Source organism: Bradyrhizobium sp. NAS96.2, assembly GCF_001908235.1.
Classification (GTDB): domain Bacteria; phylum Pseudomonadota; class Alphaproteobacteria; order Rhizobiales; family Xanthobacteraceae; genus Bradyrhizobium.
In genome coordinates this window covers 15,229-36,485 of the sequence record NZ_LGHK01000131.1, presented here as the reverse complement: position 1 = coordinate 36,485, position 21,257 = coordinate 15,229, and the positions used below count along the sequence as shown (strand labels likewise).

Below are 21,257 nucleotides of genomic sequence, written 5' to 3'. Positions count from 1 at the left end.
TATCCCTCGTGAACCTGGCAGTCTCAGCGTCCGATCTGCCGGAACTTGTCGGAGAGGCCGTCGAGATAGCCGACCCAGGTCGAATTGATCGGCTGGTTCTCGATCAGCGCGTGAAAGCGGATCATCATGCAGATCAGGAACAGCGGCTGGATGAATGCGGCACGCACCGTCACAGCCAGCAGGGCCGCGATGAACACGGTGACGATGGCGCCATACTCCCTGACCGCCTCCGGCAACCAGACCGTCACCAGCCCCGCGGGGACCAGCAGCAACAGGCAAAGCAGGATGCTCAGGATCCGTTCGACGATGACCATCCAGACCGACGTGGTCAGGATCGGCTTGGCGTTCTGGCAATAATAGACCAGCCCGTCCTGGATATTGCGCCTCGGGTCGTCGCCGCCGCGCACCAGATCGTAGGACAGCACCACCTTGTCCAGATAGCGCGTCGCGGCCGACAGGATGGTGTTGAGCAGGCCGACGATCGCCTTCATGCCGGGCGCCGGCAGCCAATCGCCGAGCGTATCGAGCGCATTGTGAAACGCGCGCAGCACGGCGCGGATCAGCGCATTGAGCCCGAACAGGACCGCGACCTCGCCGAACCGGTCCATCACGATCCGGCGGCCATAGGCAAACTGCCCTTCGGTGCCGTTGCCGATGCGGCCATGCGTGATCAGTTCGGTCAGCACGGCGACGTGGCCGCAGGCAATCATGTGCAACGTGTAGCGCAGGATGGCACCCCAGATCCATCCGCCGAGCAGCAGGGTGCCGAGCAGCCAGCAATAGCCGAACACGCTGGCGACGTGGGTGCCGAGCCACACCGCGCCGCCCACGGCGACAAAGGCAAACACCGCGCACGCCGCGGCAAAGCCCAACAGCACGCCCCATCGCGCCAGCGCATAAGGCAGGGTCTCGAGCAGCAGTTTCAGCGCGGTGCCAAGACCGTGATCGCGCACCAGCAGCGGATAGGAATGCGATGGTTCTTGAGACGATTCCTGCGACGATCCTTGAGACGGTCCTTGCGACTGCCCCGCGGCGCGCCATTCGCCAGAACGACCGCCGCCATTGCTCAGACTCATGTCAGACACGTGTGCTCTCTTCCGTTGCCGTCGAACGACGTCCGGCGATGGCAGTCGTTGGGTAAATCAGTTGGTAGCGTTGCTGCCTGGCGTCACAGCGCCAACACCTCCGGGGCTGGCAGAGGGTTGGTCCGTTGGCGCTGTGAGCCGGCACAGCCGCGACATCGATCAGGGAGGAGCGCCGATGTCGCGGCCAGCGATCATTGACCAGCGGCCGGCAGTTCGGCGTAGTTGCCGTCCTTGTCGCGCCGGTACACGACGTAGTCGATCAGGGTGATGTCGCCCTTCGGCGTGTAGCTGATGTTGCCGAGCACCGTGTCCCAGCTTCCGGCCTTGATGGCCGCCGCGACCTTCTTGGCATCGGTGGTCTGGGCGCGGGTGACGGCCTGGCTCCAGATCTGGAACGCGGCATAGCTGTAGAGCGTGTAGCCGTCCGGATCGATGCCCTTGTCCTTGAACTTCTTCAAGGTCGCGGCTGCGGTCACCTTCTTGCGCGGATCCGGCGAGAAGGTGAACAGCGAGCCCTCGGCAAGCGGCCCCGCGATCGCGGCGAACTGCTTGTCGACCAACGCGTCGCCGCCCATCAGCACAGCATTGACGCCCTGCTCGCGCATCTGGCGCAGGATCAACGCAGCTTCGGCGTAGTAGCCGCCGACATAGACGAAATCGATCGATTCCTTCTTGAAGCGGGACACCAGCGCGGCAAAGTCCTTGTCGCCCTTGGTGTAGGCCTCATAGAGCTTTTCCTTCACGCCCGCCGCGTTGATGGCGTTCTTGGTCTCGTCGGCAAGACCTTTGCCGTAGGTCGTCTTGTCGTGGATGATCGCGACGTTCTTGGTCTTGTAGTTCTTGATGATATAGGCGGCCGCGACCATGCCCTGCTGGTCATCCCGGCCGCAGACGCGGAACGTGTTCCACAACCCGCGTTCGGTGAACAGCGGGTTGGTCGAGCCGGGCGTGATCTCCAGCACGTTGCCCTCGGCGTAGGCGTCAGAGGCGGGAATCGAGGTCGACGAGCAGAAGTGCCCGACGACGAAGGGAATCCTCGCGCCCGCCATCTTCTCGGCAACCGACACCGCCTGCTTCGGATCGCAGGCGTCGTCGCCGACTTCCAGCTTCAGCTTCTTGCCGAGCACGCCGCCTGCCGCGTTGATATCGGCAATCGCGAGATCGGCGCCGTTCTTGAACTGCTGGCCGAAGCTCGCCTCCGAGCCGGTCATCGGCCCAACCACGGCAACACTGATATCCTGCGCCATGGCAGCGCTGGACAAGGCCAGGCTCGCGCCAAGCGCAAGACAATATCCTCGAAGTGCAAACTTCATCACATTCTCCTCGATGGTCTCAAGTCGCCTCAATGCATCGCAATCGACTCAACTCGCCGGGTGCGACGGTCACCGAGGGCTGCCTTGTATGCGCGCGATGGCCGGCAGGCTCGGACTGGGGCGACGGGGGATTGGACATATGCGACAACGGGCAACAATGTGAAACACGTTGCCGTGCATTGGTGCTCAAATCGCACAAGAAGCCGCCTCGTGTGCGTGACAGCACATCACGGCCGCACCAGCGGCTCGGACTGTTCCGGCTTGACGCCGGCTCCGACCGGCGCGGCGGCCCCGACAGCGCCCTTCAACTCGATCTCGTAGTAGCCGCCGATCTTGATAGCGCCCCATTGCGTCGAGACCGCCAGATTGATGCGTTGTCGCGCCGGCAGATCGGCATCGGTGTGCCGGTGGGCAACGCTGCCCTGAGACAGCACTTCGATGTGGGACAGCCGAACGCCGTCCGCGTTCCAGAAGTCGAAGTTGAGATGCTCCCAGGCAGAGCGCCGGCTTCACGACCGTCTTGAACCCGCAGGCGATCGATCGTTCACTGCACGGGGGACAGGGAACGCGCTTCGTCGCGGTCATCCGAGAACAGCAGGGGCGTCGACCGCATGTCCGCACCGAGATACGCCTCACCAGCCATCTGATAGTTGGCCGGCGCCAAGGCGAGGTGCTGGACTGCGGCGTGGACATCGCGCACGCAACGCTCGAGCCCACAGCTCACGTCGACAGAAGCCGAGCCGCCGGCACCGAACATCAACTCGGTCGCCTGCTTGGCCGTGTTCGCCGCGTGAGTCGATGCCAGCCACAGCTTGGCGCGCTCGGTAACGCTGAGTGCCCTGCCGGCACTGATCGCCTGCCACGCCTCTCCCAGCGTCTCGTAGAGGAAAGCCCGCCCCGAGCCCAGCAAGGCCTCGGCGCGTCCGAGATCAGCCTGCACCAGCGAATCCTCGCGGAGCAGCTTGCGCGAGCGCGACGCGATTTTTCGTCCGACGAGCCCGACCAGGATGTCGATGGCGTGGCGGGCGATGCCGAGCGGCACGGCCGCAAGCGCCGCCCCGAACAGCGCGATGGTCGGAAACGCATAAAGCGGCCCCTGCTCCACCGGCGGTTCGCGAAACGACAGCGACCGCGCGGATGGCACGAAGGCATCCGCGATCGCATAGTCATGGCTGCCGGTGCCGCGCAGCCCGATGCTGTGCCAGGTATCGAGGATCTCGCATTGCGCGGTCGGAAACAGCATGAAGCGCATCACCGGGGTGCCATCAGGGTGCAAGCGCGGCCGATCGCCGTCGAAGACACGGCAATTTCCGATCATCCAGCCGGAGTGCTGGCAGCCGCTTCCGAGCGGCCAGCGGCCCGTGACGCGATAACCGCCATCGACGACCCCAGCTGTGCCCATCGGCCGCAAGGCTCCCGCGGCTCGAACCAGCGGGTCGCTGCCATAGATCTCGCGCGCGGCATCCTTCCCAAGATAGCCGCCGAACACGCCATAGATGCCGCCGATGGCCATGCACCAGCCTGCGGCACCATCGGCGCGCGAGATCTCCTCGACCACCCGAACGAGGGCCATCGGGTCGGCCTCCTCGCCGCCGATGGCACGCGGAATCCAGAGCCGGAAGAGGCCTGCCTGCGCCATCGCCTCGACCAGCGGGACAGCTAGCCGCCGCGATCGCTCACTCTCCTGTGCGGATGCCTGAACCAGCGGCGCGAGCGCCGCGGCGGCATCGACGAAGGATGATCGGATGGTGTCAGTCATGGCCGCCTCGCTGCATCGCTGTCGATGAATCGCCCGCGCAAGGTGATCCGCGGGGGGCCGCGTTTTAAGCGCCTCGGCGATGCGAGGCTCGGACAGACGCGACAGCGACTGGGACGCATGCGACATCACACAACATTGTTCGCCTTCAATGCATGCTGTTCGCCTGCGCTAATTCGGATTCGGCACGAAGATGACGATCTTCAGATCTCGCGACGGCGTGAAGTTCGCGTGCCGGACTTCGAAGCGGGTCGGTCCGGTCTTCTTAACGCCTTCAGCGCAGAAGCTGACAAAATTGTTGGGCTCGCCCTTGTCGACGGTGAGGTGAAAGTCGCCGATCGGCGCCGCCCAGTTGGCGCCGGTCGAGAGCACATAGGCAATCGACCGTTCGCTGAACGGGGGATAGGGAGCGCGCCTCGTCGCACGCGCTCGCTCAAGGCTGCGGATCAGGTCGTCGTCGATGCAGTATGACGCAAGAAACGCGGGCGCTTCCGGATTGCTGCGCCAATTGTCGGCACCGATAATGGTCTGCGCGGAGCCACCAACGCTCGGACGGTAGGTCTGCTCGAACGTGATCTCCCGGCCGGCCGGGAACGTCTGCGTCCAGGTATAGGCCGAGCGCAACGTCCAGGTCGGTATCAGGTGATCCTGCATCGGCCCACCCGAGCCATAGGTCTCGATCGCCCCGACACCGAGCTTGACCAGCTCGGGCCAGTTCGATTTCGGCAGTTTGTCGAGCAGCTCGCCGGCGGGGCCCCTGATCGGCATCAGCGGAATGCCGAGCTTGCGCAGCAGCACCGTCTGATCCACCTCGTTCGCGAGCGCCGTCTGTTCGAGATGCGGCGAGGCCGCCTTGCCGTCGACCGTGACATGGAAATCGAAGATGTTTTCGGGATCGTCGGTCGGCAGGCCGATATTCTCGTCGCTCTCCTTGCCGGCGATATCGGGCATCGGGAACGCGATCATGATCGTCTTGTCCGCGGCCGAGGTGTTGAGGAACCGGTAGACGATCCGGATCTGCTTCTCGGAGATGAACAGGTCCTCGGAGCGCATCACGATATCAGGGTCTTGCTTGAAGCGAAGCCCCCCGGTTTCCAGCGCGGCGGACGTGTCGTTCGCCCGCGCGCACCAGGGCATCAGCCCGGCAAGCAGGACTAGAAAAGCCCCTTTGGTTATCGGAGGCATGGTCATTCCTTCTCTCTTGATTGGGGGAGCAAACTCGCGGCAGTCAGCCGCATCCGTCCTTGACCGGGAAGAAATCGGAGACGTCGACGTGCGTCGTCTCGATCGGCAGCACGACCCAACTGTCCATCTCGAGATGACCGCAAAGCTTTACGACAGCGATCGATTTCCGGCCCTGCCAGGCCGTCACCATGAATCCGATCGGGACAGCACTGCGCTCGAAAACATGCAGCTTGGCAATACCGGCGGCAGCGCCGGCCGCAAGCGAGATCGTGATTTCTCCGGCGCTGGTGCCACCAGGCCGGATCGGCGATTGCCGCGGTGGTCCAAACGAGAGTTCGCTCCCGGCTGAGACCGCGACGGTCTGTTGGAACCCGTTTTCGATCCTGAGCACAGGTTTCGCACCCGCGGCCTCGGTGGCGATCGGCGCTATTCCCGCTAGAAGGCAGAACATCACTGATGCTGATCGAATGAACGAAACCGACATGAGCGCAATCCTACCTGAATGAGCGCGCAAGGCCGAACCGGTTCGCTGCGTCGTGATCTTTCTCCGAATCCAATATCGATGCACGCGCACGCGCGCCGTTGCTGCGAACGATATTGAATGGCAAGTACTCTTCCTGTCGCGATCAGACGGAAGCTACCTTTTATGCGCTTCGCGGATGTGCGGCACGGACCGATGCGACACTGATTTGGACATATGCGACATCGGTTCACGACTTGAATCGAATTTGTCTCCGTCTGTCGCATGGTCGTCTGACGGCAACGTTGTATGCAGGCCGGCCGCCCGTTAATGATCGCCCGCCTCGGACGCTCCTGTATCGTCGACGACCTTCATAAGGATGGACAAGCGGCATGCGCGGATCATATCGGCGGATATCCCGATCGCTCCTGTTGATCGGAGCGGCACTGATCGTGATGGCCGCTTCGACGCCCGCATCCGAAGTCGCGATCCGTTGGGATGCGAAAAATGCCTACCGCAAATGCGACGGCGCGATCGACGGCAGCATCGCCTGGCCGTCCGAACCAAAGGCGGCATGCGTCGCCATGCTGATGTGCGCGAATGAGAGCCCACTGTCCGCGGAGCGCAATCGGCGATTGATCGAACAAATCCGGCGGGTGCCGGGCTGCGGCGAGCCGTAGACAGCGGCCGCAGCCCTAAGGCGCGCGTTCCGTCAGATGCGGCGCGGCGTGGTGCGAATGTCCGACGGCGTTGCACCGTAGCGCTGGCGAAACGTGCGGTTAAAGTAGGACAAGTCGCCGAACCCTGCCTCAAACGCAATGGTGCTGATGCTGCGGCCACTGCTGCGCGGATCGCTCAGCAAGCTGTGCGCGCGCACCAGCCGCCGGTCGAGCACAAATTCGGAAAATGTCGTCCCTTCGTCGGCAAACAGCCGCTGAATTTGGCGTGGCGTTATCTTCTGGCGCCTCGCCACAGCGGTCAGGCTGAGGCTGCATTGCCCTATCCTCTCGCCGACATCAGCCTTGACCGCGGCCAGCCGCGCAGCAGCAAGGCCGCGACCTTCCGCAACCATCCCCCCGTCCCTGGACGCGCCGATCACCAGCGCCGCAAGGTCGATCACATGGCTGACGACGAGATGTTGCAGCTCCGCGCTCGCCGATCGATAAAGATCGTCGATATCCCGGACATAGTGGGTCAGCAATCGAAGCGCGTCGCTTGAGGGCGGCAGCGGACGCATCAGCGCGTCCTCGGGATTGGGCACCAGCGGTATCAGCGCCTTGCGCGGCAGTCGCAGACTGATGAGACGCGACGGCGAGGGGTAGGTCATCGTGGCCGTCTCTGCGGTCGCCATCAGAATTGCCTCACCGGCGCCGATTGTCCGCTCCCGACCGCGGTGCGACACCAGCCGACTGCCACTGACGCCAATCACCAGCAACAGATCGTCACAGCCATCGAGCAGTTCGCGCGTTCGGTCGACCCGCAGGTTGGCGAACGTCCAGAATCCGATCCCGAGCCCGTGCAGCGCAAGCACTCTGGCATCGCTATAGTACGCGCCGTTGATCAGTGGCGCCGGATCGAGCTTCACCATCATGCGCCCGATCCGTTCCCGAAAAATTGTCAGTCGCTCGCGCTCCGCCCAATCCGCGGTCGAGTAGCGAAAATCCGAGACATCCGGCGCGTTTGGCATCATCGCCTCCCTTGGTGCCGCGGCACGGCGCTCGCGATCTGCGGCTGATTTGTGGCGGCCGCAACGCCCGGCTCGATTGTCCACGATGTCGTCTCCGTCCAAATGCATGTCGCATCAGTCCATGCGTCGCGTTTCCGAGACGCCTAAGGGTCGGCCGGCAAGTTGCCAAGGACATGCGGCTTAGGGATTTTCGGGCATGGGACAAGGGATGGCATCGAGTTCACCAACTGGAGGAGCAATGCTCGCGTCGAACCTCTTGCGTATCAGCGTCGTCCTCTTTCTCGTCGGGCTTGGCCTCGGCATCGGCATGGGTGTCGCCGAGGATTTCACGCTGGCGCCGGCCCACGCGCATCTCAATCTGCTCGGATTCGTCGCATTGTTCCTTGCCGGGCTTTACTACCATGCGTTTCCCGCCGCAGCCACCGGTCCGCTCGCCAGGATACAGGCCTGGCTCTCCGTGATCGGTGCCGTCATCTTTCCGATCGGAATTGCGGCCATCCGGATCGGTGGCCTGGCTTACGAGCCCGTCGTCGTGGTCGGTTCGCTCATCGTGTTCGTGGGAGCTGCCCTGTTTGCCTTGATCGTTTTCCGCAACGGAGCACGACGCGATGAGTTGGAATCGAAGATCGACGTCGGCTAGCGCATTCGCGGCACTGCGCGGATTTCCGATGGCGTTGCGCCGTAATGCCGGCGGAAGGTGCGGTTGAAGTAAGACAGATCGCCGAACCCGACTTCGAACGCAATCGTGCCGATGGTGCTGCCGCTGTGGCGTGGATCGGTCAGCAGATGATGCGCACGCGCCAGGCGCTGACCGAGCACGAACTCCGAGAAGGTCGAACCTGCGCTTTCGAACAGCCTCTGGATATGGCGCGGCGTGAGTTTCATCCGGGCAGCCACCGCGGGCAGAGTGAGGTCGCCGTAGCTGAGATTGTCATTGATGTCGGCCTTGACCGCGGCAAGCCGCGCGGCGGCCAGCCCGCCGTCTTCGGCGGCAACCGCGGCATCCCGGTTCGCGCCGATGATCAGCGCGCCGAGATCGACCAGATGCTTGACGACGGCGCTGCGCAGCTCGGGGGTCGCGAGCTGGTAGCTGTCGTCGAGCTCCCTGATATAGAGCGCGAGCAGGCGCATGGCTTCGGTGTTCGCCGGCAACCGACGGATCAGCATGTCTTCGGGATCGCGAACCAGCGGTGCGAGCGCCTTGCGCGGCAGCCTGAGGCCGACGAATCGGCTCGGCGACACCGGGACAACCATGTTGGCGGCCTCCGCGCTCGATTGCAGCACGGCTTGCCCCGGGCTGAGTTCGATGTCGCGGCCGCGCTGCGAGGCACGGGTGTTGCCGCTCGTGATGATCGTCAGCACTAGGTCGTCGGTACCGTCGAGCAGTTCGCGCGGTCTTGCGATCTTGAGATTGCTGCACGCCCAGGATCCGATGCCGAGCCCGGACAATTCGCGCACACTCGCTTCCGCGTGAAACGCGCCGTCGTCGAGCGGCTCCGGATCGAGTTTGACGATCATCCGCCCGATCTGCTCGCGAAAGATCGGCAAGCGATCTCGTTCGCCGATATGGGCGGTCGAGAATCGAAACCCTGTGATATCGCCCGACTGCATTGTCATAGGCTCGCCCTCATGGCGGCGGAGGTCGCCGTTGATATGCGGCTGATTTGTGGCGGCACATACCGCGGCATGGAGGCCATGCAGCGCGGCTGCGAACGTGAACCTTTCACGGGTTCCGCCGATGCCTCGATCTGACAACTGCCAAGCGTCCGCGCATAAGCATCGCAAATACCAGCGTCCGGCGCAGCGCGCGAAATCGCTCCGATCTCGATGGGTTTGTCGCGCCCGAATTCGCGGCCGGGACTAAGATCGTCCTCGCTCCGATAAGCTCGAAGACGGCCGTCCGCATTGGGGCAGCCATAATTTATAATTGACTGACCGGACGGTCAATAGTAATCCGATCGCAGGTCATACGACCTCGGTCGTCAGAAGCCGAGAACGGGAGGTAATCATGGTCAGCGATCTCGTGTTGACCGATATCCGCGCCGGATATCGCGTCCTGACGCTCAACAGACCCGACCGCCTGAATTCGTTCAGCGCCGATCTGCACGCCGCATTGATGGCCGCGCTGCTCGCGGCAGAACAGGACAAGTCCTGCCGCGCGCTGATCCTGACCGGAGCGGGACGCGGGTTCTGCGCCGGGCAGGATCTTTCAGACGGCGTCTTCACGCCGGGCGAGACGCCGGATCTCGCAGCGCCAATCGAGAAATTCTACAACCCGCTGGTGCGCAAGCTGCGCAGCATTCCGATGCCGGTCGTGTGCGCCGTCAACGGCGTCGCCGCAGGCGCCGGCGCGAACGTGGCGCTTGCCTGCGATATCGTGATCGCCGCACGGTCGGCCAAGTTCATTCAGGCCTTTGCGAAGCTTGGCCTCGTCCCGGATTCCGGCGGCACCTGGTTCTTGCCGCGGCTGGTCGGCGGAGCGCGGGCGCGCGCACTGGCCATGCTGGCCGAGCCGATCTCGGCGGAACGGGCGGAGGCATGGGGCATGATCTGGAAGGTGGTCGAGGATACCGAGCTGATGACGGAGGCCCACGCCCTCGCCGCCTCGCTCGCGACGCAGCCGACCGACGGTCTTGCGTTGATCAAGCAGGCGCTCGATGCCTCCGAGACCAACACGCTCGACGCGCAACTCGATCTCGAGCGCGACCTGCAGGGCCGCGCCGGCCGATCGGCGGACTATGCCGAAGGCGTCACCGCCTTCCTCGACAAGCGCGCGCCGCGCTTCACCGGAAGAGCCTAACACCGATTGAACGTTCCGCCCGCAAGGCGAGACGCATCATGATCACAAGTCAGAGGATTCGACTTCGATGACACAACCTCAATCCCGGACGTCCGACAACATCATGAAGCTCGACAGCTTCGTTCGCGGCAAGTGGTCCGGCGCGGGCGAACCGGCCGCCGAGATCCACAGCGCCGTCACCGGCGACGTGGTGGCGCTCGCGACCAGGAGCGATCTCGACATGCGCGAGATCCTCGCCTATGGCCGCGCGGTCGGCGGCAAGAACCTCCGCAAGCTGTCGTTCCACCAGCGTGCAGGCCTGCTGAAGGCGCTAGCGGACTATCTGAGCCAGCATAAGGACCGGCTCTACAAATTATCGCTTCATGCGGGCGCGACCCGCACCGACGCCATGATCGACGTCGATGGCGGCATCGGCACGCTGTTCGCCTATGCCAGCAAGGGTCGCCGCGAGCTTCCGAACACCAGATACCTGCTCGACGGCAATGTCGAGGGGCTCTCCAAGCGCGGCGCGTTCGCCGGCCAGCATATCGTCACGCCGTTGCACGGCGTCGCCGTGCATATCAACGCATTCAACTTTCCGTGCTGGGGCATGCTGGAGAAGCTGGCGCCCGCACTGCTCGCCGGCGTTCCCGTCGTCTCCAAACCCGCGACCGTCACCTCCTATGTCGCCTACGACCTGGTACGGATGATCAGCGAGTCCGGCGTGCTGCCGGAAGGCGCGCTCCAGTTCATCGTGGGATCGACCGGCGATCTGTTCGAACACCTCACCTGCCAGGACGTGGTGTCGTTCACAGGCTCGGCTGAGACCTCGCAAAAGCTGCAACGGCATCCGGTCGTTGCGCGCGAAGCTGTCCGATTCATCGCCGAGCGGGATTCGCTCAATGCGGCGATCCTCGCGCCGGACGCCGTGCCCGGAAGCCCGGAGTTCGATCTCTTCATCAAGGAAGTGGCAAAGGAGATGACGGTCAAGGCCGGGCAGAAATGCACCGCGATCCGCCGCGCACTGGCGCCGTCGGCACAGCTCGATGCCGTGATCACCGCCTTGCGCGACCGTCTGGCAAAGGTCGTGATCGGCAATCCCGAAAGCGACAAGGTCAGGATGGGACCGCTGGTCGGCCTCGCCCAGCGCAGCGATGTGCTTGCCCATGTCGCGAAGCTCCGCACCGAGGCCGAGCTGGTGGCCGGTGATCCCGGCAATTTCCCGCTGGTCGACGCCGACGCCAAGCGCGGCGCTTTCGTCCCGCCGCTGCTGCTGCATTGCGCGAAACCGCTCGCCGCGACCGCGGTCCACGAGATCGAGGCGTTCGGACCTGTTAGCACCGTGATGGGCTATGACGATCTGGAGCAGGCCATCGCGCTGACCAATCGCGGCGGCGGCAGCCTGGTTGCATCGGTCTACACCCACGACATCCCGACGGCGACCGAACTCACCTTCGGCATCGGCAGCTTCCACGGCCGTGTCGCGATCATCGACCGCGACTGCGCGACCGAGCACACCGGACACGGCTCGCCGATGCCGCAGATGGTTCACGGCGGCCCGGGCCGCGCCGGCGGCGGCGAGGAACTGGGCGGCGTCCGCAGCCTGCAGCACTACATGCAGCGCACCGCGTTGCAGGGCTCCCCTCGCATGCTGAGCGGCGTCACCGGCCGCTGGTTCAAGGGCAGCCCAATGCTCGAAGGTGACCTGCACCCGTTCCGCTATCACTATGACGATCTGGAGATCGGCCGCACGCTGGTCTCGAAGGCGCGGCAGATCACCCTCGACGACATCGAGCACTTCGCGCATTTCACCGGCGACACCTTCTACGCCCACATGGACGAGGAAGCGACCAAGGGGCATCCTTTCTTCCCGGGCCGCGTCGCGCATGGCTATTTGCTGCTGTCGTTCGCGGCCGGCCTGTTCGTCGATCCAGACTACGGTCCGGTGCTGGCGAATTACGGCCTCGACTCGCTGCGTTTCGTCAAACCGGTGCAGCCGGGCGAACAGATCCAGGTGCGCCTGACCGCGAAGGAGAAGACGACGCGCAACAAGCAATATGGCGAGGTGCGCTGGGACGTCGAGATCACGACCGGGACCGGCGAGACCGCGGCGACCTACGAGCTGCTGACGATGAACGCGATGCGGAGCTAGAGCGTGACGTCTCCCTCTCCCCGTTCTTACGGGGTCGAGACAAGCAAAGCTTGCTCTTAAAGGGTTGGTTGTGAGGGGCTGCCTCCGCGTATGCGGTGATAGCTGTGTTTGCGGAGACTCCCCCTCACCCGGATCACATTACGCTTCGCTCCATGCGATTCGACCTCTCCCCGCACGCGGGGCGAGGTAAAGCTGAGCCAGCCGCTCGATCCGAAGCAAAATCACACTGTGCTATGGGCTCACGTCAGAGCAATTTCGCCTGCCGGCTTCGGCCGGCGGGCTTTGCCTTGCCGCGCGGCCGGGCCGCGGCGGCTTCCGCGGCACCGGCCAGCACCAGCTGCGCGACGAAGTCGGCATATTCGGCGCGGGTCATCGGCCCGCCCTCGCGGAACCACATATAATGCCAGTTCAGCATGCCGAAGACGCTCATCGTCAGCGGCTTGAGCACGCGCTTGTGCTTCGCCGCCGGCACCGCCGCGGCGAGCGCATCCGACATGATCCCGACCAGGATCCGCTCGCTCGCAAGTAGCGGCTGCTGCTTGTCCTTCGGCAGCAGCTTGAGGCTTGCGATCTGGACCTGATGCTCGGCGTCGGCATGCCGGTAGAGCTCGAGCAGCGTGGCAACGATCGTCCTGAAGCGCTCGACCGGATCGCCGGCCGACGCGCTCGCCTTGCGAACCGCCGTCACCAGCGCCTCGAGATGCGACGACAGGATGTCGAACAGGATCGCTTCCTTGTCGGGGTAATAGTGATAGAGCAGCGCCTTCGAGACCCCGCACGCATCCGCGATCGTGTTCATCGACGTGCCGACATATCCCGATGCGGCAAACAGCTCGGCCGCGCGATGCAGCATCGAGAGGCGCTTGTCGTCGTAGTCCTTGGCGCGCGATCGGGCCATGTCGTTCCGTTCCACCGGCCGCCGTCCGGCCATCGTCAGAAGCCGTCAATCGACGGCAAAGTTCCGAAACGCCGCCCTGCCCGGCCGGGCCGCATCCGAACCACCTTTTATCGACCATCCGGTCAAACAATTCCATGGCTGAGTTGGAATGGTGCCCCTGTCCCGAGGTCACACCCTGGCGAACGCCTGCTGGCACCGACGGTCATGCTTGCGCGCGGCGGGCGTCTCGCACATCTCCGTCCGCCTTGCGCCAGACCTCACCAAGGGACCCGCAACAGTCGCTAGACCCAGCCGCCGTCGACGATATGGCTCTGGTTGGTGCAGGCGCCGCTGTCGTCGGCGGCGAAAAACAGCACGACGCGGGCGATGTCGTCAGGCACGAGCTTGCGCTTGAGGCATTGCCGCTGCATCAGTTCTGTGACGCCTTCGGGCGTCAGCCACAGATCCTGCTGCCGCTGGGTCATGATCCATCCGGGCAGGATGGAGTTGACCCGCACATTGTACGGCCCGAGATCGCGGGCCAGCGCGCGGGTGAGGCCCTGAACCGCTGATTTCGCCGTGGTGTAGCAGGGCATGTTGCCCTGGCCGATCACCCAGCTCACCGATCCGATATTGATGATCGCACCGCCGCCCGCCTGTTTCATGTCGGGTGCGACCGCCTGGGCGCTGAAGAACTGATGCTTCAGGTTGACGGCGATCCGCTCGTCCCAGAATTCCGGTGTGACGTCCTCGATCGCGTGACGATCATCGCGCGCCGCGTTGTTGACCAGGATGGTGATCGGCCCGAGCGCCTCGCGGATGCCGGCGACCGCGCGGCGCAGCGCGCCGATGTCGCGCAGATCGGCGTGTTCGAAGTGCACGCGGGCATGCGCCCCCAGATCGGACAGCAGTTGCTCCGAGGACGTCAGATCGATGTCGATGAAACCGACCCGCGCGCCCTGGCTGATGAACTGGCGGACGATCGCCTCGCCGATGCCAGAACCGCCACCGGTGACCAGGACGGTCCGGTCCTTGAGGCTTGGATAGATGGCACCCTGCATTGGCATCCTCACGATTTGGCGCCTGAAGGGCGTCAGTTGCATTGCTGCGGCTCAAGCAAACGGCCGCAGCTCCCGAAGTTTCACTCGGTTGTCTCCATGTGGCTTCGGTCCACGACCCGTAGCGTCCGCCGCACCATGCCGTCGACAATTGTCGCCGACTCGCTGGGACGCACATGGATCGCCGTGGATTTGAGCAGCCACGGCAGCACCGCCTGCTCGAGCCGTTCCTCATAGGCACTGCGCATCATGTCGAACGCCTGCAGGCCGGGGCCCGCGAGGATCAGATGATGCGGGCGCAGCACCGATATCGTCGTGGCGACCGCCTCGGCAAGCGCGTGGCCAGCCTGCCGGAACAACTGTTCGAGACGCGGATCGCCGGCGCGTGCCCGCGCCCTCAGCAGCGCCATCTGCGCCTCGGACGGTTGCTGCGACACCGCCGGCGGCAGGTCGAGAAAGGTGCGGGCGTCGCGGTAGAGCGCATAGTCGGCGAGATGGGCCTCGATGCAGCCGCGCTGACCACAGCGGCACTGTGGACCGTTCGGCGTCAACTTGACATGGCCGATCTCGCTGCCCGCGCCGGCACCCCAGCGCGCTTCACCGTCGACGACGATGCCCATGCCGATGCCGTGACCGACCATCAGCGTGGCCGTCAGCCCCTGCGCCAGTGCCGGCTCGGCCGCAACGAGGGACAGCGCCACCGCGACCGCGTCGTTCGCCATCACGACCTCGACGCCGAATTCCTCGCGGATCGGCGTTGCCAGATCGACGTCGGTGATCGACAGCGCGGGGCTCCACAGATGCCGGCCGGTGTCGGCGTCGACGATGCCCTGCAGCGCAATCCCGATTCCCAACAGCCGGTTTCGCGGCGTGGCCGTCTCTTCGAGCATGGCCTCGATCTGCGCGATCACGAGGTCGCACACCGCGCCTGCATCGAGCCCGCGCGTCGTCAGTTCAAGCCGCGATTGCGCCAGGGCCGAGCCGCTGAAATCGGCGATCAATGTCTCGATCAGATTCATGCGCAGCGAGACCGCAATGATGCGGCCGAATTCGGGGTTCAGGGTCAGCAGGACCGCCGGCCGGCCACGACGGCGGCCGTTCAACCCATCCGCATCCTCGTCGTCGGTATCGTCCGGCCAAGACGTCGCCGCATCGGTCTCGGCCTCAACCAGCAGGTCTTCCGCCATCAGCTTTGACGTGATGGCCGAAATGGCCGGGAAGCTCAGCCCGGTGCTGCGTGCAAGCTCGACGCGCGGCAACGGTCCCTGACGCCGCAAGACTTCAACGAGACGGTCGCGGTTCGATCCGCGGGTCAGACTTGAAGCGCGTCTCAGCGGTTCGGACTGCTCATTCATAACGGCTTTTTTAATTCGCTTGATAAAATTATTCAACGGATACGCCTCAGATATTGGCCAAAAAGCGTCGATTGCGACCGAAATACATCACCGCCTTACTATTTTTGCTTGAACATCCGGACTCGAACATCCTTGACTGGACTTTTTGTCGCGCTAATTTATTAGTTACGTGAATAAAATAAGGCGTGAAAAGCGCCGAGCGTGAAATCCCCTCGCGTGGGGTATCGACAGGGAGGTGCATATGAATGACTCAATGAGAAGATTGATCGTGCCGTTGCTGGCGGGCGCAGCTGCGCTCGCGATGACCACGGGGATAGCACAGGCACAGCAAAAAAAGACCATCGCGCTGGTGACCAACGTCGCGGCCGACTTCTGGACCATCGCGGGCCGCGGGCTTGAGAAGGCGCAGAAAGAGCACCCAGACTACAATATCGAGCTGATCGTCACCAACGAAGGCACCGCGGCCGGTCAGCGGCGCGAGCTGGACGACCTGCTGGTGCGCGGCGTCGCCGGTATCTCGATCTCGGTCGACGATGCGCCGCATGCGACCGAAGAACTCAACAAGGTTGCAGCCAAGACCGTGCTGATCACGACGGACAGCGACGCGCCGCAGAGCAATCGCCTCGCCTATATCGGCACCGACAACGTCGCCGCCGGGCGGCAGGCCGGCGAGGAGATCAAGAAGGCGCTGCCGAACGGCGGCAAGATCGCGCTGTTCGTCGGAACGATGGACGCCGACAACGCCCGCGAGCGGGTGCAGGGCATCAAGGAATCGATCGCCGGCACCAAGGTCGAGCTGGTCGACGTGTTCACCGACCAGGTGGACTTCGCCAAGGCCAAGGCGAACATGGAGAACGTGCTCGTCAAATATCCCGACATCGCGCTGCTGTCCGGCCTGTGGAGCTACGAGACGCCGCTGATCTATGACGCGGTGAAGGCCGCGGGCAAGGCCGGCAAGGTGAAGATCGTCGGCTTCGACGAGGATCAGCGCACGCTGCGGGGCATCTCCGACGGCACGATCGAATCCACCGTCGTGCAGCAGCCGTACGAGTTCGGCTATCTCTCCGCCACCAACATCATCAAGACGCTGAACGGCGACAAGTCCTGGATCCCGAAGGACAGCAAGCTGATCGTGCCGACCAAGGTGATCAGCAAGGCAAACGTCGCGGAGTTCGCCGCGAATCTGAAGGACCTGCTGAAGAAGTAACTTCAGTCGGCGTCACCGCCCGGCCGCCACGGCCGCCGGGCGGTGTGCAGGAGGACATGCCGAATGGCGGAAACGCTGCTGGAACTCAGCGGAATCAGCAAGACCTATCCCGGCGTCCGGGCGCTCGACGACGTCAATCTGCGCGTCTGCCGCGGCGAGGTGCTGGGCCTGATCGGCGAGAACGGCGCCGGCAAGTCGACGCTGATGCGCGTGCTGGCCGGCGTGATCGCACCGAGCGCGGGCGTGATCCGCATCGGCGGCACCGAGCACGCCCGGATGACGGTGAACGAAGCGACGCTCGCCGGCATCGCCTTCGTACACCAGGAGCTGAACCTGTTCGAGAATCTCGACGTCGCAGCCAACGTCTTCATCGGGCGCGAGAAGCTTGCCGGCGGTCCGCTGAAACTGGTGGACAATGCCGAGATGCGCGCCCGCGTGACGCCGCTGCTGGAACGGCTGGGCGCGGATTTCACGCCGAGCACGCTGGTCGACAATCTGTCGATCGCGGAGCGTCAGATGGTGGAGATCGCCAAGGCGCTCTCGATCGACGCGCGCGTGATCATCATGGACGAGCCAACCTCGAGCTTGACGATTTCGGAGACCGAACGGCTGCTGGAGGTGATCACCGACCTGAAGGCGCACGGCATTTCAGTGATCTACATCTCACACCGGCTCGGCGAGATCATGAGCTGCGCCGATCGCGTCGTGGTGCTGCGCGACGGGCGCACGGTGGGAGAGCTGGCGCGGGACGAGCTGAGCCATGCCGCCATGATCCGGCTGATGATCGGCCGCGACCTCAAGGCGCTGTACACGCCCCCGGCGCACGCGCCGCAGCCGGGCGGCTGCGACATCGCCGGCGTCGTGACGACGGCCTTTCCCGACCGGCAGATCGATCTTTCGGTGCGGCGCGGCGAGATCCTCGGCCTCGCCGGCCTCGTCGGCGCCGGCCGCACCTCGCTTGCCCGTGCCGTGTTCGGCATCGACCCGCTGCTGGGCGGCGAGATCAGGATCGACAACGCGCCGGTCGGTGTCGCCTCGCCGCGCGATGCGATCAGGCAGGGAATCTACCTGGTGCCGGAGGATCGCAAGAAATCCGGGCTGGTGCTGGAACTGCCGATCCGCGAAAATGTGACGCTCGCGAGCCTGTTGGATTATGCGCGGATGTGGCTGGTCAACGGCACCGCCGAACGCAAGATCGCAAAGGATCAGGCGAGGCGCCTGTCGATCAAGGCGCCGAGCATCGACATCGAAGCGGTGACGCTCTCCGGCGGCAACCAGCAGAAAGTGGTGCTGGGCAAATGGCTCTCGATGCAGCCGCGCGTGATGTTCTTTGACGAGCCGACCCGCGGCATCGATGTCGGCGCCAAGAGCGAGATCTACGCGCTGATGCGCAGCCTCGCCGACCAGGGCGTCGCCATCGTGATGATCTCCTCCGACATGGAAGAGGTCATCGGCGTCTCCGACCGGGTCGCGGTGATGCATGAAGGCAGCGTCAGCGGCGTGCTCGAGCGCGACCAGTTCAGCGAATACAACGTGTTGCGGCTGGCGGTCGGCCAAGCGCTCGAGACCATGGAGGCCGCTGCGTCATGATGAAGAAGGAACTCGGCCTGTTCTTGCTGCTGGCGGTGATCTCCGCCATCACCGGCGCGATCAACCCGGCCTTCCTGTCGTTCGTGAACCTGCTGAACATGGCCAATTTGATCGGCCTGTTCGGTGTGTTCGCGCTGGGCGAAGGGCTCGTCATCATCACCGGAGGCATCGATCTTTCGCTCGGCTCGATGTTCGCGCTGCTTGGCGTCGTCTTCATCGACCTGCTGACGACGTATCAGGTGCCCTGGCCGTTCGCACTGCTGCTGGTCCTGATGGGCGGGCTGGCGCTGGGCGGCATCCAGGGCTTCCTGATCACCCGGCTGAAGATGCAACCCTTCATCGTGACGCTGTGCGGGCTTTTGATCTATCGCGGCGCCGCACGCTACTACACCAGCGATTCGACGCGCGGCTTCGGCTACGGCGACGAGGCCAGCACGCTGGGCAACATCGCCTCCGGCAATGTCGCGGGCATTCCGAACACTTTCATCTTCCTGATCATCCTGGCGGTGATCCTCGGCGTGCTGCTGCATCGCTCCGTCTACGGGCGCTGGCTCTATGCCGTCGGCAAGAACGAGGAAGCGGCGCGTTTCTCCGGCATCAGGACCAACCTCGTGATCGCGACCGCCTATGTCATCAGCGGCGGCCTCGCCGGCGTTTCGACCGTGCTGTTCGTCTTCTATACCAACTCGGTCTCTCCGAGTTCCTTCGGCAATTTCTACGAGCTCTATGCGATTGCAGCTGCCGTGCTCGGCGGCTGCAGCCTGCGCGGCGGCGAAGGCTCCATCCTTGGTATCGTGCTGGGGACGGCCTTGCTGCAGGTGCTGCAGAACCTCGTGAACATCCTCGGCATTCCGAATTCGCTGAACTTCGCGGTGATGGGCACCGTGATTCTGATCGGCGTGCTGGCGGATCAGCAATTGCAGGCCCGGCGGCGGCGCAAGGCCGCGCTGGCCGGCCTCGCCCGCACGACACCGAAATCGAAGGAAAACACTCGTCTGCAGAACGGGCCCCCGCACGGCGCGGCCGCGTTGCCGACGACGACGGGCGATCAGGCATAACCACCACTCGATAAGGATGAACCGTGGCCGGGAATAGGGTCGCGGCGACTTGAATAGAAGACCATGGGGAGGAGTTCGATGCGCAGCACCGATGAAGCACACGACGCTGGCGTCCGCATTCGCGCTGCAGGCCGGACCCGGCCGGGCGACGGACAGACCCTCACCACCGTCTTGAAAGGCTTTGGTGCGCACGTGGTTTCTATCTCAAGTTGAAGGATGAGTGCACTGAAAAGGGGCGCGTTCCGTGCTGAAGGGCTTTGGGCGGGAACGTGAAGCAAAATGGACAAAGCCGGGGACGCTGGGAGTGCAAGAAAATGTCACTTAGATCTGTAGGCACCGCGGGGGCGTGCGGATTGGGGATCGCCCTATTATCTCTATTCGGCGGCGGCGGCGCGCATGCGGCCGATCTGCTCACGAAGGCTCCGCCTGTGCCTTACACGGAGACCGATGATTTCTGGACAAGGCCGTATCTGTTCGGCGATCTCGGCCGAACGCAGCTCAAGGAGCGGGGCATCTCGCTGGCCCTGACGCTGGGTGACGAAGCGGTTGGCAATTTGTCGGGCGGCAACAGGAACACCGCGACCCAGGCCGGACAGCTGTTCTTCCAGGCCAAGTTCGACATGGCGAAGCTCGCCGGCATCCAGGGCGGCACCGTCGGCCTCACGCTGGTCGACCGCTTCGGCCGCAACCTGAATGACGAGGCGGGCATTCCGGCCCTGCAGCTGACCAACGAAGTATTCGGCCGCGGCAGCATCCTGCGGCTGACCGAACTCTACTATTCGCAAAAGCTGTTCGATGATCGCCTCGAACTCAAGGGCGGCCGTCTGCCGGTCGGCTCCGACTTCTTCTTCGGCCTGTGCGAGTTCATCAACCTGACCTTCTGCGGCGGTCAACCCGGCAACATCCAGGGTGGCTACATCTACAATTGGCCGGTGAGCCAATGGGCCGGTGTGGCGCACTACAACTTCACCAAGGAATGGCAGCTGTCGGTCGGCGTCTACGACGCCAATCCGAATTATCTGACGACGTCGGATTCCGCGACCTACTTCCTGCCGGGCGTCCCCGGCTCGAGCCGGGCCTCCGGCGTGCTGGTGCCGGTCGAGGTGGTCTGGGCGCCGAGCGGTCCCCTGAACGGGACCTGGAGATTCGGCGGCTGGTATGACAGCGCGTCGACGATTGACGGCGGCCTGCCGGGTATCATTGCAGCTATCCCGGGCGTCGATGGTGTTCCGGGCCAAAATCTGGGAGATCAACGCGGCCGCTATGGCGTTTATGAGTCGATCCTGCAACGGCTGACCGTTGAGGGTGCAAAGGCGCAGGGTTGGTACATGTTCCTCAACACGACTGTCGCCGATCACCGGACGTCGTACCAGGACTACCAGGTCGCGCTGGGCTTCAGGCACACCGGCACCTTCTCCTGGCGTCCGGAAGACGAAGTCGGCTTTGCGGTAGGTACGACCCACGTGAACTCGGCGGCCCTCACGCCCAATGCCGGTGGCAACGAAGTTCCGATCGAGGCCTGGTACGGCTGGCAGGCGACCGGCTGGATGAACCTCAAGTTCGACGCCCAGTATGTGATCAATCCTGGCGGACGCGGCTACAACGCCGCCGGCATCAAGACCGAGAACGCCTGGGTGCTTGGTCTGCGCACACTGGTGCACTTCTGAGCCGGAGGTGGTTTGCCAGCATGCCGAA

20 protein-coding genes are annotated in these 21,257 nt (G+C 64.1%); 9 read left to right on the top strand and 11 right to left on the bottom strand.

Going from position 1 to position 21,257, the window contains the following annotated elements; genetic code table 11:
• Window positions 1–23: 23 nt before the first annotated feature.
• The 6 genes from AC628_RS26400 to AC628_RS26375 all read right to left on the bottom strand — a co-directional run bounded on the left by AC628_RS26400 (window position 24) and on the right by AC628_RS26375 (window position 5,823).
• The gene (locus tag AC628_RS26400; RefSeq protein WP_143201812.1) at window positions 24–1,085 is read right to left on the bottom strand and encodes a hypothetical protein; all 1,062 of its coding nucleotides are present in this window, start codon (window positions 1,083–1,085) and stop codon (window positions 24–26) included.
• Between the two features lie 191 nt (window positions 1,086–1,276).
• Window positions 1,277–2,398, bottom strand: coding sequence for a branched-chain amino acid ABC transporter substrate-binding protein (locus AC628_RS26395; RefSeq protein WP_050425534.1), 1,122 nt, complete (start codon window positions 2,396–2,398; stop codon window positions 1,277–1,279).
• 227 nt (window positions 2,399–2,625) lie between these two features.
• Window positions 2,626–2,832 (bottom strand): hypothetical protein, encoded by a 207-nt coding sequence (locus AC628_RS26390; protein WP_074129738.1) that lies wholly within the window; start codon window positions 2,830–2,832, stop codon window positions 2,626–2,628.
• Between the two features lie 110 nt (window positions 2,833–2,942).
• Window positions 2,943–4,157 carry an acyl-CoA dehydrogenase family protein gene (locus AC628_RS26385; RefSeq protein ID WP_168193456.1) on the bottom strand — a complete coding sequence of 405 codons (1,215 nt, stop codon included), beginning with the start codon at window positions 4,155–4,157 and terminating at the stop codon, window positions 2,943–2,945.
• Window positions 4,158–4,325: 168 nt separating this feature from the next.
• On the bottom strand, window positions 4,326–5,345 hold the full coding sequence (locus AC628_RS26380; protein ID WP_074129736.1) for a DUF4424 domain-containing protein: 1,020 nt from the start codon (window positions 5,343–5,345) through the stop codon (window positions 4,326–4,328).
• Between the two features lie 37 nt (window positions 5,346–5,382).
• Complete coding sequence (locus AC628_RS26375) at window positions 5,383–5,823, bottom strand: hypothetical protein (RefSeq protein WP_143201811.1); 441 nt, start codon at window positions 5,821–5,823, stop codon at window positions 5,383–5,385.
• 431 nt (window positions 5,824–6,254) lie between these two features.
• On the opposite strand from AC628_RS26375, the gene AC628_RS26370 reads away from it, so the two are divergent.
• On the top strand, window positions 6,255–6,479 hold the full coding sequence (locus AC628_RS26370; RefSeq protein WP_143201810.1) for a hypothetical protein: 225 nt from the start codon (window positions 6,255–6,257) through the stop codon (window positions 6,477–6,479).
• A gap of 32 nt (window positions 6,480–6,511) precedes the next feature.
• Here the strand turns inward: AC628_RS26370 and AC628_RS26365 are convergent, their stop codons facing one another.
• Window positions 6,512–7,570: an AraC family transcriptional regulator gene (locus tag AC628_RS26365; RefSeq protein ID WP_168193455.1), complete on the bottom strand. Its 1,059-nt coding sequence runs from the start codon at window positions 7,568–7,570 to the stop codon at window positions 6,512–6,514.
• Between the two features lie 154 nt (window positions 7,571–7,724).
• Between AC628_RS26365 and AC628_RS26360 the strand changes: the two genes are divergently transcribed.
• Window positions 7,725–8,126, top strand: a complete 402-nt coding sequence (locus AC628_RS26360; RefSeq protein WP_074129732.1) for a hypothetical protein — start codon at window positions 7,725–7,727, stop codon at window positions 8,124–8,126.
• Here the strand turns inward: AC628_RS26360 and AC628_RS26355 are convergent.
• Window positions 8,123–9,097, bottom strand: coding sequence for an AraC family transcriptional regulator (locus AC628_RS26355; protein WP_168193454.1), 975 nt, complete (start codon window positions 9,095–9,097; stop codon window positions 8,123–8,125). The genes AC628_RS26360 and AC628_RS26355 overlap by 4 nt on opposite strands.
• Window positions 9,098–9,115: 18 nt before the next feature.
• On the opposite strand from AC628_RS26355, the gene AC628_RS45875 reads away from it, so the two are divergent.
• The 3 genes from AC628_RS45875 to paaZ all read left to right on the top strand — a co-directional run bounded on the left by AC628_RS45875 (window position 9,116) and on the right by paaZ (window position 12,417).
• Complete coding sequence (locus AC628_RS45875; protein WP_283806719.1) at window positions 9,116–9,238, top strand: hypothetical protein; 123 nt, start codon at window positions 9,116–9,118, stop codon at window positions 9,236–9,238.
• Window positions 9,239–9,494: 256 nt separating this feature from the next.
• Entirely contained in the window at window positions 9,495–10,286 is a 792-nt protein-coding gene (paaG, locus tag AC628_RS26350; RefSeq protein WP_074129730.1) for a 2-(1,2-epoxy-1,2-dihydrophenyl)acetyl-CoA isomerase PaaG, read from the top strand.
• Window positions 10,287–10,389: 103 nt separating this feature from the next.
• Window positions 10,390–12,417: a phenylacetic acid degradation bifunctional protein PaaZ gene (paaZ, locus tag AC628_RS26345; protein ID WP_074129729.1), complete on the top strand. Its 2,028-nt coding sequence runs from the start codon at window positions 10,390–10,392 to the stop codon at window positions 12,415–12,417.
• A 244-nt stretch (window positions 12,418–12,661) separates the two neighbouring features.
• On the opposite strand, the gene AC628_RS26340 is transcribed toward paaZ, so the two are convergent.
• From AC628_RS26340 to AC628_RS26330, 3 genes are all read right to left on the bottom strand, one after another.
• Entirely contained in the window at window positions 12,662–13,315 is a 654-nt protein-coding gene (locus AC628_RS26340) for a TetR/AcrR family transcriptional regulator (RefSeq protein ID WP_074129741.1), read from the bottom strand.
• Window positions 13,316–13,596: 281 nt separating this feature from the next.
• Window positions 13,597–14,355 (bottom strand): SDR family NAD(P)-dependent oxidoreductase, encoded by a 759-nt coding sequence (locus AC628_RS26335; RefSeq protein ID WP_074129728.1) that lies wholly within the window; start codon window positions 14,353–14,355, stop codon window positions 13,597–13,599.
• A gap of 80 nt (window positions 14,356–14,435) precedes the next feature.
• Window positions 14,436–15,707: an ROK family protein gene (locus AC628_RS26330; RefSeq protein ID WP_074129727.1), complete on the bottom strand. Its 1,272-nt coding sequence runs from the start codon at window positions 15,705–15,707 to the stop codon at window positions 14,436–14,438.
• Window positions 15,708–15,948: 241 nt separating this feature from the next.
• Here AC628_RS26330 and AC628_RS26325 point away from each other — a divergent pair, with 241 nt between their 5' ends.
• From AC628_RS26325 to AC628_RS26310, 4 genes are all read left to right on the top strand, one after another.
• Window positions 15,949–16,914 (top strand): sugar-binding protein, encoded by a 966-nt coding sequence (locus AC628_RS26325; protein ID WP_083633148.1) that lies wholly within the window; start codon window positions 15,949–15,951, stop codon window positions 16,912–16,914.
• 63 nt (window positions 16,915–16,977) lie between these two features.
• A complete protein-coding gene (locus tag AC628_RS26320) occupies window positions 16,978–18,504 on the top strand; it encodes a sugar ABC transporter ATP-binding protein (protein WP_074129726.1) in 1,527 nt (508 codons plus the stop codon).
• Entirely contained in the window at window positions 18,501–19,562 is a 1,062-nt protein-coding gene (locus tag AC628_RS26315) for an ABC transporter permease (protein WP_074129725.1), read from the top strand. The genes AC628_RS26320 and AC628_RS26315 overlap by 4 nt, the downstream gene beginning before the upstream one ends.
• A gap of 314 nt (window positions 19,563–19,876) precedes the next feature.
• Window positions 19,877–21,229 (top strand): carbohydrate porin, encoded by a 1,353-nt coding sequence (locus tag AC628_RS26310; RefSeq protein ID WP_074129724.1) that lies wholly within the window; start codon window positions 19,877–19,879, stop codon window positions 21,227–21,229.
• Window positions 21,230–21,257: the final 28 nt, after the last annotated feature.